Consider the following 12,436-nt stretch of genomic DNA (forward strand, 5'->3'; position numbering starts at 1 on the left):
TGTCGCTCGATTTTTCCCAAAACGAGTTCCAGCCGTTGGCCGCGCGTATGCGGCCGACCACGCTGGCGCAGTATATCGGCCAGCAGCACCTGCTGGCCGCCGGCAAGCCGCTGCCGCGCGCCATTGAGGCCGGGCAACTGCACTCGATGATTTTATGGGGGCCGCCGGGCACCGGGAAGACGACGCTGGCAGAGCTGATCGGCCGTTACGGTCAGGCGGATGTCGAACGGATCTCCGCCGTGACCTCCGGCATCAAGGAGATCCGCGAGGCGATTGAGCGGGCGCGGCAAAACCGCGACGCCGGCCGCCGCACTATCCTGTTCGTCGACGAAGTTCACCGCTTCAATAAGAGCCAGCAGGACGCTTTCCTGCCGCACATCGAAGACGGCACCATCACCTTTATCGGCGCCACCACCGAAAACCCGTCGTTCGAACTGAACTCGGCGCTGTTGTCCCGCGCCCGCGTTTACCTGCTGAAGGCGCTGACCGCCGAAGATATCGGCCAGGTGCTGGATCAGGCGATGAGCGACAAGGCGCGCGGCTTTGGCAATCAGAACGTCGAACTGCCCGCGGAAACGCGCCGCCTGCTGTCGGAGCTGGTGGGCGGCGACGCGCGCCGGGCGCTGAACAGCCTGGAAATGATGGCGGACATGGCGGAGATCGACGCCAAAGGCGTGCGGGTGCTGACGCCGGAGCTGCTGAAAGAGGTGTCGGGCGAGCGCAGCGCGCGCTTCGATAACAAGGGCGACCGTTATTACGACCTGATTTCCGCGCTGCATAAATCGGTGCGCGGTTCGGCGCCGGACGCCGCGCTGTACTGGTATGCGCGCATCATTACCGCCGGCGGCGATCCGCTCTATGTGGCGCGCCGTCTGTTGGCGATTGCCTCTGAAGACGTGGGTAACGCCGATCCGCGCGGCATGCAGGTGGCGATCGCCGCCTGGGATTGTTTCACCCGCGTGGGGCCGGCGGAGGGCGAGCGCGCCATCGCGCAAGCGATCGTTTACCTGGCCTGTGCGCCGAAAAGCAACGCGGTTTACACCGCGTTCAAGGCCGCCATGCGCGACGCCAAAGAGCAGGCCGATTATGACGTGCCGGAGCACCTGCGCAACGCGCCGACCAAGCTGATGAAGGAGATGGGGCTGGGGGCGGAGTACCGTTACGCCCACGACGAACCCAACGCCTACGCCGCCGGCGAGAACTATTTCCCGCCCGAAATGGCCCATACGCGCTACTATCAACCGACCTCGCGCGGGCTGGAAGGGAAAATCGGCGAAAAGTTGGCATGGCTGGCTGAGCAGGATCAAAATAGCCCGACAAAACGCTACCGCTAGCGAGGCCGTTGCGGTAAGGTTAGCGGGTATCACTCTTCTTTTATGCGGCTATAAATCAGCCGCATAGAACAACAACACTTCTTTCAATAACAACAAGCACAGGATTAGCATGCTCGATCCCAATCTGCTGCGTAATGAGCTAGACGCAGTCGCCGTCAAACTGGCTCGCCGAGGCTTTAAACTCGATCTGGATCTGCTGCGTTCGCAGGAAGAACGCCGCAAAGTTCTGCAGGTAGAAACTGAAACGCTGCAAGCGGAACGCAACTCCCGATCGAAATCCATCGGCGCGGCCAAAGCGCGTGGGGAAGACATCGAGCCGCTGCGTCGCGAAGTGAACGAGCTGGGTGACAAGCTGGATGCCGCCAAGGCAGAGCTGGACACGCTGCAGAGCGAGATCCGCGATTACGCCCTGACGCTGCCTAACCTGCCGGACGACGCCGTGCCGGATGGTAAAGACGACAGCGAAAACCTGGAAGTGACCCGCTGGGGCGAACCGCGCCAGTACGACTTCGCGGTGCGCGATCACGTCGATCTGGGCGAAATGGCCGGCGGGCTGGATTTTGCCGCCGCGGTTAAGCTGACCGGTTCGCGCTTTGTGGTCATGAAAGGGCAAATCGCCCGCATGCACCGCGCGCTGTCCCAGTTCATGCTGGATCTGCACACCGAGCAGCACGGCTACCTGGAGGCCTATGTGCCTTATCTGGTCAACCACGCCACGCTGTATGGCACCGGCCAGTTGCCGAAGTTCGGCGAAGACCTGTTCCATACCCGTCCGCTGGAAGAAGAAGCCGACAGCAGCAACTACGCGCTGATCCCAACGGCGGAAGTGCCGCTGACCAACCTGGTGCGCGACGAGATCGTGGAAGAGGAAACTCTGCCGCTGAAGATGACCGCGCACACGCCATGCTTCCGTGCGGAAGCCGGTTCTTACGGCCGTGACACCCGCGGTTTGATCCGCATGCACCAGTTCGACAAGGTCGAAATGGTGCAGATCGTCCGTCCGGAAGATTCGATGGATGCCCTGGAAGAGCTGACCGGCCACGCGGAAAAAGTGCTGCAGTTGCTGAACCTGCCTTACCGCAAGGTGCTGCTGTGCACCGGCGACATGGGCTTCGGCGCCTGCAAGACCTACGATCTGGAAGTGTGGCTGCCTGCGCAGAACACCTACCGCGAGATCTCGTCCTGCTCCAACATGTGGGACTTCCAGGCGCGCCGCATGCAGGCTCGCTGCCGCAGCAAGGCCGACAAGAAGCCGCGTCTGGTCCACACGCTGAACGGTTCCGGCCTGGCGGTCGGCCGTACGCTGGTGGCGGTGCTGGAAAACTACCAGCAGGCCGACGGTCGCATTCAGGTGCCTGAAGTGTTGCGTCCTTATATGGGCGGCCTGGAATACATCGGCTAAACGGCAAACTACGAGAAAAAAGCGCCTGCGGGCGCTTTTTTTATGTTGAGAATTCAGTCTGTCGTCAGCGCGTAAGCCTGTTGAATGTAGTCCGCAAGATGTTTGCTTTTCACCTCGCCGGACGAGTGGAGCTTGATGTGCCGCCGATACTGGCCGTTGCCTTCGAGCTGATGATGGCTGTCTGCCATCCGGTAGCCGTGGCCGAACTCCACCGTGACGTGATTGCGGTAGGCGAAAACGCCGCAGAAAAATTGAGTATGCGAGAACATGATGCCGCCGTATTTGACCGATTCGGTGACGCCACTGCCGCTCGTCGCGGCGATCCGACGTACCTGCTGCACAATGGCCAGCAGCTCACCGTGCGTGCTGCCGATATCCGCCAGCAGGGCTTCTACCGCCGCATCATTTGCGTGATCCATCTTGCCTCCTCATCGTTAAATCCGCTCTGCGCTGAGCATAGCGCTTTTTCAGCCGGTTAGCCGGAAACAAATCGTGCGGTGGAATGATAAGAGGCGATTGACTTTTTTATCGCCAGTGGCATGATGCGCGCACTCTCATTGCGCGTTCGGTCACAATCTCACTATGTCCGCATACTCTCGCCCAGTGCTCTTATTGCTCTGCGGCCTCTTGCTGCTCACGGTATCCATTGCCGTTTTGAATACGCTCGTGCCTCTTTGGTTAACCCATGCTCAGCTGTCAACCTGGCAGGTGGGAATGGTCAGCTCCTCTTATTTCAGCGGCAACCTGTTGGGCACGCTGGTGGCGGGCAAACTGATTCAGCGCGTCGGCTTTACCCGCAGCTATCATCTTTCTTGTCTGGTGTTCGCCGCCGCGACCGCCGGCATGGTGCTGTCGATCGATTTTTGGAGCTGGCTGGGCTGGCGCTTCTTCGCCGGCGTCGGCTGCGCCTGGATTTGGGTGATCGTGGAGAGCGCGCTGTTGCGCAGCGGCAATCTCAGCAACCGCGGCCAGCTGCTGGCGGCCTATATGATTGTCTATTACCTCGGTACGGTGACCGGCCAATTGCTGTTGAGCATGACCTCGACGGAATTGCTGCACGTGGTGCCGTGGGTGACCGCCATTGTGATCAGCGCGATGTTGCCGATGCTGTTTGCACGGGTCAACCGCCATGAAGACGAGCCGCAGCAGGCGGCGGTGTGGACAATGCTGAGACGCCGCAGCGCGCGCCTCGGTATCAACGGCTGCATCATTTCCGGCATCGTGCTCGGTTCGCTGTACGGCCTGATGCCGCTGTACCTCTCCCATCAGGGCATGAGCGATGCCAACGTCGGTTACTGGATGGCGCTGCTGGTCAGCTCCGGCATCGTCGGCCAATGGCCGGTCGGGCGCCTGGCCGATCGTTACGGGCGCCTGCTGGTGCTGCGCATTCAGGTGTTCGTGGTGATCCTCGCCAGCGTGGCGATGCTCGGTAACTACGCCATGGCGCCTTCGCTGTTCATCCTCGGCTGCGCCGGCTTTACCCTGTACCCGGTGGCGATGTCCTGGGCCTGCGAGAAGGCGCTGCCGCACGAGTTGGTGGCGATGAACCAGGCACTGCTGATGAGTTACACCATCGGCAGCCTGCTGGGCCCGTCGATGACGGCGCTGCTGATGCAAAACTACTCCGATCGCGTGTTGTTCGTGATGATCGCCGCCGTGGCGCTGGTTTACCTGCTGATGCTGCTGAAGAAGCAGAAGCCGGATCACCATCACACGCCGTTCGCCGCCGCCTGAGCATAAAAAAACCGGCCATGAGCCGGTTTTTCTTTGCGCTGCGCCAATCAGTAAATGACTTTGTGGCCGTAGCTTTCCAGGATGCCTTTGACGCGATCCATGGTCTCTGCCTTCGGCGGATGAACGCCGTCCAGCTTATACTCTTCCCCCATCGCCACCCATTTGTGCTTGCCCAACTCGTGGTAGGGCAGCAGCTCGATTTTCTCGATGTTGGTCATGTCCTTGGTGAACTCACCCAGCAGGTGCGCCGATTTGTCGTCGTCTGACCAGCCCGGCACCACCACGTAGCGGATCCAGGTGCGCTGGTTGCGTTTCGCCAGGTAGCGGGCGAATTCCAGCGTGCGGTGGTTGGAGACGCCGACCAGGTTCTGGTGGATCTCGTCGTTCATCTGTTTCAGATCCAGCATCACCAGATCGGTGGTGTCCAGCAGCTCGTCAATCACCGGATCGTAGCGGCGCACGAAGCCATTGGTGTCCAGGCAGGTATTGATGCCTTCGGCGTGGCAGGCGCGGAACCAGTCGCGCACGAATTCAGCCTGCAGGATCGCCTCGCCGCCGGACGCGGTCACGCCGCCGCCGGAGGCGTTCATGAAGTGGCGGTAGGCCACCGCGTCTTTCATCAGCTCTTCGACGGTCACTTCTTTGCCGCCGTGGGTATCCCAGGTGTCGCGGTTATGGCAATAGAGGCAGCGCATCAGGCAGCCCTGGAAGAAGACGATAAAGCGGATCCCGGGCCCATCGACGGTGCCGCAGGATTCGAAGGAGTGGATGCGACCAGTTACTGACATTGCGGGGTTTTCTCCAATATTGACTGTCAAACGCAGTCTAAAAATAGGCGCGTGGCCGCCGGCCAGGTATCTGCGATGCAGCAGCGGGTGGAGCCGCCACCGGGGGTAATGATGCCTGTCGGCCGGTCAGTTGCCGGATAACTGTTTTGCCGGCTATCCATTCAGTATAGATGTCCGGCAAAACAGACTCGCACAGAGTCAGGGGAGAGCGGTGGAAGAAAAGGGCCGGCAGAACCGGCCCTGTCGTTGGCACCGGGCGGTTTCCCGCCCGGTTGGCGTATTACATCGTTTGAGTGAAGGTACGAGTAATGACGTCCTGCTGTTGCTCTTTGGTCAGCGAGTTGAAGCGCACGGCGTAACCGGAGACGCGGATGGTCAGCTGAGGGTATTTCTCAGGGTTTTCCATCGCGTCCAGCAGCATTTCACGGTTCATTACGTTGACGTTCAGGTGCTGACCGCCTTCGATGGAGGCTTCATGATGGAAGTAACCATCCATCAGGCCCGCCAGGTTGGCTTTCCGCACGTCGTCGTCTTTACCCAGCGCGTTAGGCACGATAGAGAAGGTGTAGGAGATCCCGTCTTTCGCGTAGGCAAACGGCAGTTTGGCTACCGAGGTCAGGGAGGCTACTGCGCCTTTCTTGTCACGGCCGTGCATCGGGTTGGCGCCTGGGCCGAACGGTGCACCGGCGCGGCGGCCATCCGGGGTGTTACCGGTTTTCTTACCGTATACCACGTTGGAGGTGATGGTCAGTACGGACTGAGTCGGTACCGCGTTGCGGTAGGTGCGCAGTTTCTGAATTTTCTTCATGAAACGTTCCACCAGGTCACAGGCGATGTCATCGACGCGGGCGTCGTTGTTACCGAACTGTGGATACTCGCCTTCCACTTTAAAGTCGATAGCCAGGCCGTCTTCGTCGCGAATGGTGGTGACTTTCGCGTACTTGATGGCGGACAGGGAGTCGGCCGCAACGGACAGACCGGCGATGCCGCAAGCCATGGTGCGATAAACGTCACGGTCATGCAGCGCCATCAGCGCAGCTTCGTAGCTGTACTTGTCGTGCATGTAGTGAATGATGTTCAGCGCGGTCACGTATTGCTTGGCCAGCCAATCCATAAAGTGGTCCATGCGCGCCATGACTTTGTCATAGTCCAGCACTTCGTCCATCATCGGCGCTTCTTTCGGGCCGACCTGCATTTTCAGTTTTTCGTCAACGCCGCCGTTGATGGCGTACAGCATGGTTTTCGCCAGGTTGGCGCGGGCGCCGAAGAACTGCATTTGCTTACCGACGATCATTGGGCTGACGCAGCAAGCGATGGCGTAGTCATCGTTGTTGAAGTCAGGACGCATCAGGTCGTCGTTTTCGTACTGAACGGAAGAGGTGTCGATGGACACTTTCGCCGCGAATTTCTTGAAGTTCAGCGGCAGCTTCTCAGACCACAGGATGGTCATGTTCGGCTCCGGAGACGGCCCCATGGTGTACAGGGTGTTCAGGAAGCGGAAGCTGTTTTTGGTGACCAGGGTACGGCCGTCTACGCCCATACCGGCCAGGGATTCCGTTGCCCAGATTGGGTCGCCGGAGAACAGCTCATCGTACTCAGGGGTACGCAGGAAGCGCACCATACGCAGTTTCATCACCAGGTGGTCGATCAGTTCCTGCGCTTGTTCTTCGGTCAGTTTGCCCGCCTTGATGTCGCGCTCGATAAACACGTCGAGGAAGGTGGACACGCGGCCGAAGGACATGGCGGCGCCGTTCTGGGATTTCACCGCGGCCAGGTAGCCAAAGTAGGTCCACTGCACCGCTTCTTGCGCGCTGGTGGCCGGGCCGGAGATGTCGTAACCGTATTTGGCGGCCATCTCTTTGATCTGAGCCAGAGCGCGGTGCTGTTCAGCGATCTCTTCGCGCAGCTGGATGGTCATTTCCAGATCTTCGCCGTTTTCCAGTTTTTCCTGCAGCGATTTGAACTGGTTCAGCTTGTCGGCCATCAGGAAGTCGATACCGTACAGCGCCACGCGGCGGTAGTCGCCGATGATGCGGCCACGGCCGTAGGCATCTGGCAGACCGGTCAGCACGCCGGATTTACGGCAGTTCAGGATGTCTTTGGTGTAAACGTCGAATACGCCCTGGTTGTGGGTTTTACGGTATTCGGTGAACACTTTTTTCAGCTGCGGATCCAGTTCGCGGCCGTACACTTTGCACGAACCCTCGACCATTTTGATACCGCCGAACGGGATCAGCGCGCGTTTCAGAGGGGCGTCGGTCTGCAGCCCCACGATGGTTTCCAGCTCTTTGGCGATGTAACCCGCGTCGTGAGAAACGATGGTTGAAGCAACGTTGGTGTCGAAATCAACCGGCGCGTGAGTGCGGTTTTCCAGTTTGATCCCTTCCATAACCTTGTCCCACAAGGTGGTGGTGGCTTGAGTAGCGCCAGCCAGGAAGGATTCGTCACCCTCATAAGGCGTGTAGTTTTTCTGGATGAAGTCACGAACGTTGACTTCATTCTGCCAGTCACCCTTGCTGAAACCTTCCCAAGCGTTGGCTAATTTCTCGTTAAGTTCGGTCATTGTACACCTACCTTTGATTGTGGATTTCTAACTCTGCGCGTGGTAACTCACAGCTTAGTGCTGCTCGCGGCCCCCGCGCAGATAAATTACCCAGTAAGTCAACCCAACCAACAGGCCGCCGCCGATGATGTTGCCGATGGTGACCGGAATCAGGTTGTCGATGATGAAGTTGCTTACTGTCAGATGAGCGAATTGCTCAGGTACCGCCCCTACGGCTTGCCAGAACTCCGGCGTGGCGAAGTGTTTGACCACGATGCCCATAGGGATCATAAACATGTTGGCGATGCTGTGTTCGAAGCCGCTGGCGACAAACATACCGACCGGCAGCACCATGGCGAGCATCTTGTCTGTCAGGGTACGGCCGGAGTAGCTCATCCAGACCGCCAGGCAGACCATCAGGTTGGCCAGAATGCCGAGGCACACGGCTTCGATAAAGGTGTGATGCAGCTTATGGTCTGCGGTTTGCAGGACATTCAGGCCCCACTGGCCGTTGGCGACCATATACTCGCCGGAGAACCAGATCAGCGCCACGAAGAACAGCGCGCCGATCAGATTGCCGAGATAAACGTTCAGCCAGTTGGCGCCCAGCTGGCCCCAGCTGATACGGCCGCTGGCCTTGGCGATGACGATAAGTACGGTAGAGGTGAACAGGTCGGCGCCCGACACCACCACCAGCATTAACCCGAGAGAGAAGCAGATGCCACCAACCAGTTTCGCCAGCCCGAAAGGCACGCCGGCGGTACCGGTGGTCGCCGTGATGTAGAAGACGAAGGCGATGGAAATGAAGACACCGGCGGTGATCGCCAAATAAAACGTTTTCAGCGGATGTTTGGTGGCTTTATACACGCCGGCATCTTCAGCGATTTTCGCCGTGGCCGCAGGTAAAATCAGATCGAAGGGGCTGTCAGTTTTCAAACTAACTCTCGCTCTTAAGGGTTAAAACAACGCAATGAGATACTAGCAAAGCAGTATAGGGGAAAATTTGATTTGGATCATAAGGCGGGGAAGTAGAGCGGCAAAATGACGTGTTTTTTGTGTGGTTTTTATGGTTAATTTATTGATTTTTAAGTAAAAACATTTTTTTAATGTTTGCAAAATTTTTTGAATTCACCGGGTGGACGGCGTAGGGTAAAGTTAAATTTTTAGGCGTTTTGTCGCCGCGCAGCGCTGAAAGTTTAATTATCGGTTAATTATTATTTCACCGTCCGGCAACAATTGACGGTTTATTTATTTTTATGGTCGTTTAACCGCCAATTTTCCCGCGAGAAAATAAAAGCGAATGCGTTGAAATACACCGCAAAAATGAAAACGCCGCAGCGAAGTGCGGCGTTTGGCAGCAGGGGTACTCCCAAAGTGGCAGTACCCCTGATGATGCTTAGGCCTTGGCCCAGTGGCGGCGTTTGGCCGCCTGCAGCTTCTCGTAGGCCGCCAGCAGCGCCTGGTGGGCCGGCAGCGCCTTCAGATCGGCATCGACGGCGAACAGCCCGTTGAAGCGCGCTTCACCGCTGATGGCGGCGGAGGCGGCGTCGACCGCTTCCTGGCCGTACATCTTCACGAACGCGGTGTAGTACTGCGCCGCTTCGCGTTCAGGCTCCTGCGCCAGCAGCAGCAGCGTTTGCAGGCAGCGGTAGTAGTTGCTGCGCGCCGGGCTCAGCACCGAGGCATTGAAGTCCTGCGTCCATTCGGTCCAGATCAGCGCCTGATCCAGATCGCCGCCCGCCAGCGCCAGCATCGACTTCAGCTCGCCCACGCGCAGGGTATGCCAGGCATTGTCTTTGCCGCTGGCAATGCCCAGCAGTTCGCGTACGCGGGTGAAGTCGTCCAGCCCTTCGTCGTCCAACTGCTCGATCAGCGCCAGGTACTCTTCCGGCTCCCACTCGCTGCCCGGCAGCGCCAGCAGCGTATCGCGCAGGTGCGCGCCCATGCTGTTGTTGGCCAGCAGCAGGTCTTCTGCCGGGTAGATATCGGACATGCCCGGCACGATGATGCGGCAAGCGTAGACGCCCAGGTGCTCGTAGTCGGCGATGTACACTTCCGCGTCTTCTTTGTCGAAGATGCTCATCAGGGTGGCGAACTCTTCCTGCGTGCTGCCGCTGAAGCTCCAGTCAACGAACGGATAGTCCGCATCCTGCTTGAACAGATCCCAGGAGATCAGGCCGCTGGAGTCGATGAAGTGCGTTTCCAGGTTGGTGTGTTCCGCCACTTCTTCGTCATCGAAGGTCGGTGCGGTGAACACGTCGAGATCTTTCAGGCTGCGGCCCTGCAGCAGCTCGGTTACCGTGCGCTCCAGCGCCACGCCGAAGTCCGGGTGCGCGCCGAACGAGGCGAAGCAGGTGCCGTTGGTCGGGTTGAACAGCACCACGCAGATTACCGGGTAGTTGCCGCCCAGCGAGGCATCATAGGAGAGGATCGGGAAACCTTCCTCTTCCAGTTTGGCGATGGCTTCCACCACGCCCGGATAGCGATTCAGCACTTCGTCCGGGATCGCCGGCAGGCTGATGGATTCGGCGATGATGCGATTTTTCACATAGCGCTCGAACACTTCCGACAGGCCCTGCACCCGCGCTTCGTTGGCGGTGTTGCCGGCGGACATGCCGTTGGAAACATACAGGTTGCCGATGATATTCATCGGGATGTACACGGTTTGCTGGTCGGACTGACGGGTAAACGGCAGCGCACACACGCCGCGATCGGCGTTACCGGATTGCAGATCGACAAGATCGCTGGCGCTCAGCTCTTGTTGCGGATCGTAGAAGGCGTGCAGACGCTCGTCGAGGATGCCGGCCGGTAGCGTATCGTCCGCCGGGATCGGGAACCATTTCTCATTCGGGTAGTGCACGAAGTCGCCTTCGGCGATCTGCTTGCCCAGATAGAAATCGGCGAAGAAGTAGTTGGTGGACAGGCGCTCGAAATATTCACCCAGCGCGGAGGCCAGCGCGGCTTTTTTGCTGGCGCCTTTGCCGTTGGTGAAGCACAGCGGGCAATCGCGATCGCGAATGTGCACCGACCACACGTGCGGCACTGGATTCAGCCAGGAGGCTTCTTCGATGTTGAAACCGAGGTCGCTCAGTTTCTGCTGGAAACGGGCGATGGAGTCTTCCAGAGCGGCGTCTTTACCGGGGATAAAAGTTTGCGTCATTGTCTTCACTTTTTGCGCGTACTAAAAACGCGCAATGATACGGGGTTTTACGCTGGAGCTCCACGTATTCCTAAAGCGGTGGCAAAGTCACAGTTTTTTTAAGGATAAAGGCCATAATTCAGCGAGTTATCTGTCACGGAGAAATCTAATGAAATCAGTGAAACTCAGCGTGTTAATCCTCTTGTTGACCGGCGTCAGCGCCTCGGCGCTGGCGCTGCCCAACATCACCCTGCTGGCGACCGGCGGCACCATCGCCGGTGGCGGCGATTCGGCGACGAAATCTAACTATACCGCGGGCAAGCTGGGTGTCGAGGCGCTGGTCGATGCGGTGCCGGCGCTGAAAGATATCGCCAACGTGCAGGGGGAGCAGGTGGTGAACATCGGCTCGCAGGACATGAACGATCAGGTCTGGCTGACGCTGGTGAAGAAAATTGACGCCGACTGCGGCAAAACCGACGGCTTCGTCATCACCCACGGCACCGATACGCTGGAAGAGACGGCCTACTTCCTCGATCTGACGGTGAAGTGCGACAAGCCGGTGGTGCTTGTCGGGGCGATGCGACCGGCGACGGCGATGAGCGCCGATGGTCCGTTCAACCTGTATAATGCGGTGGTGACGGCGGCGGATCCGCAATCGGCCAACCGCGGGGTGCTGGTGGCGATGAACGACACCGTGCTGGACGCGCGCGACGTCACCAAGACCAATACCACCGCCGTGCAGACCTTCCAGTCGCCGAACTTTGGCCCGCTCGGGTATATCCACAACGGCAAGGTCGATTACCAGCGCTCACCGCAGCGCAAGCATACCCGTGATACGCCGTTCGACGTCAGCAAGCTGAACGAACTGCCGAAGGTCGGCATCGTCTACAACTACGCCAACGCCTCCGATGCGCCGGTCAAGGCGCTGATCGCCGAAGGGTACCAGGGCATCGTCAGCGCCGGGGTCGGCAACGGCAACCTGTATAAAACGGTGTTCGACACACTGGCGACGGCGGCACACAACGGCGTGGCGGTGGTGCGTTCTTCGCGCGTACCGACCGGCGCCACTACCGAAGATGCGGAAGTGGACGACGCCAAGTACGGCTTCGTGGCCGCCGGCACGCTGAATCCGCAAAAAGCGCGCATTTTGCTGCAGCTCGCGCTGACGCAAGCCAAAGACGCGAAGCAAATCCAGCAGATGTTCAATCAGTACTGATCGTTTTCTCTCCTGCGGGGGCCGACCGGGTTCCCGCAGCCATCTCGGCTGAATACAGCATAAAGCACCGCGTTAACCCGCTGAATTTCCCCATGTCGCAGGGTTTTATCGTCCAAACAATCGCGATGGCCGCAGAGCCTGTCATCATCCGGCGCGACCGTTTGCCGCCGGCGGGCGAATAAGCGTTGCAGCCATGGGGCGTGAGTGATAAAACCGATGGGTTGGTTAACGCGAGCGTTAACTTCGGGCATCTTTTCGACAGGTCGCTTTTCTGCGGCGAA

9 protein-coding genes are annotated in these 12,436 nt (G+C 58.9%); 4 read left to right on the forward strand and 5 right to left on the reverse strand.

From position 1 onward, the window contains the following. The first annotated feature begins 47 nt into the window (after positions 1–47). Complete coding sequence (locus ACJ8J5_RS09945) at positions 48–1,334, forward strand: replication-associated recombination protein A (protein WP_048796507.1); 1,287 nt, start codon at positions 48–50, stop codon at positions 1,332–1,334. 109 nt (positions 1,335–1,443) lie between these two features. Then, on the forward strand, positions 1,444–2,736 hold the full coding sequence (gene serS, locus ACJ8J5_RS09950) for a serine--tRNA ligase (protein ID WP_025302270.1): 1,293 nt from the start codon (positions 1,444–1,446) through the stop codon (positions 2,734–2,736). A gap of 53 nt (positions 2,737–2,789) precedes the next feature. Here the strand turns inward: serS and ACJ8J5_RS09955 are convergent, their stop codons facing one another. Next, positions 2,790–3,155, reverse strand: a complete 366-nt coding sequence (locus ACJ8J5_RS09955) for a DUF1801 domain-containing protein (protein ID WP_147823326.1) — start codon at positions 3,153–3,155, stop codon at positions 2,790–2,792. 163 nt (positions 3,156–3,318) lie between these two features. On the opposite strand from ACJ8J5_RS09955, the gene ACJ8J5_RS09960 reads away from it, so the two are divergent. Next, entirely contained in the window at positions 3,319–4,470 is a 1,152-nt protein-coding gene (locus ACJ8J5_RS09960) for an MFS transporter (RefSeq protein ID WP_033637849.1), read from the forward strand. Between the two features lie 47 nt (positions 4,471–4,517). Here ACJ8J5_RS09960 and pflA read toward each other — a convergent pair whose 3' ends face one another. The 4 genes from pflA to ycaO form a co-directional block, all read right to left on the reverse strand. Continuing rightward, the gene (gene pflA / locus ACJ8J5_RS09965) at positions 4,518–5,258 is read right to left on the reverse strand and encodes a pyruvate formate lyase 1-activating protein (protein ID WP_015377324.1); all 741 of its coding nucleotides are present in this window, start codon (positions 5,256–5,258) and stop codon (positions 4,518–4,520) included. A 280-nt stretch (positions 5,259–5,538) separates the two neighbouring features. Next, on the reverse strand, positions 5,539–7,821 hold the full coding sequence (pflB, locus tag ACJ8J5_RS09970) for a formate C-acetyltransferase (RefSeq protein WP_414104596.1): 2,283 nt from the start codon (positions 7,819–7,821) through the stop codon (positions 5,539–5,541). A 54-nt stretch (positions 7,822–7,875) separates the two neighbouring features. Further along, a complete protein-coding gene (gene focA, locus ACJ8J5_RS09975; protein WP_060432816.1) occupies positions 7,876–8,736 on the reverse strand; it encodes a formate transporter FocA in 861 nt (286 codons plus the stop codon). 460 nt (positions 8,737–9,196) lie between these two features. Next, entirely contained in the window at positions 9,197–10,960 is a 1,764-nt protein-coding gene (gene ycaO / locus ACJ8J5_RS09980) for a 30S ribosomal protein S12 methylthiotransferase accessory factor YcaO (protein WP_060432817.1), read from the reverse strand. Positions 10,961–11,108: 148 nt separating this feature from the next. Here ycaO and ansB point away from each other — a divergent pair, with 148 nt between their 5' ends. After that, the gene (ansB, locus tag ACJ8J5_RS09985; protein WP_127146691.1) at positions 11,109–12,155 is read left to right on the forward strand and encodes an L-asparaginase 2; all 1,047 of its coding nucleotides are present in this window, start codon (positions 11,109–11,111) and stop codon (positions 12,153–12,155) included. The last annotated feature ends 281 nt before the right edge of the window (positions 12,156–12,436 follow it).

This window comes from Serratia sp. CY43202 (assembly GCF_052168755.1).
GTDB lineage: Bacteria > Pseudomonadota > Gammaproteobacteria > Enterobacterales > Enterobacteriaceae > Serratia > Serratia bockelmannii.

Excerpts from the sequence above, each read along its gene's own strand:
- ACJ8J5_RS09945 (WP_048796507.1), top strand. The coding sequence starts at position 48 with ATGCGGCCGACCACGCTGGCGCAGTATATCGGCCAGCAGCACCTGCTG.
- serS (WP_025302270.1), top strand. The coding sequence starts at position 1,444 with ATGCTCGATCCCAATCTGCTGCGTAATGAGCTAGACGCAGTCGCCGTC.
- ACJ8J5_RS09955 (WP_147823326.1), bottom strand. The coding sequence starts at position 3,155 with ATGGATCACGCAAATGATGCGGCGGTAGAAGCCCTGCTGGCGGATATC.
- ACJ8J5_RS09960 (WP_033637849.1), top strand. The coding sequence starts at position 3,319 with ATGTCCGCATACTCTCGCCCAGTGCTCTTATTGCTCTGCGGCCTCTTG.
- pflA (WP_015377324.1), bottom strand. The coding sequence starts at position 5,258 with ATGTCAGTAACTGGTCGCATCCACTCCTTCGAATCCTGCGGCACCGTC.
- pflB (WP_414104596.1), bottom strand. The coding sequence starts at position 7,821 with ATGACCGAACTTAACGAGAAATTAGCCAACGCTTGGGAAGGTTTCAGC.
- ycaO (WP_060432817.1), bottom strand. The coding sequence starts at position 10,960 with ATGACGCAAACTTTTATCCCCGGTAAAGACGCCGCTCTGGAAGACTCC.
- ansB (WP_127146691.1), top strand. The coding sequence starts at position 11,109 with ATGAAATCAGTGAAACTCAGCGTGTTAATCCTCTTGTTGACCGGCGTC.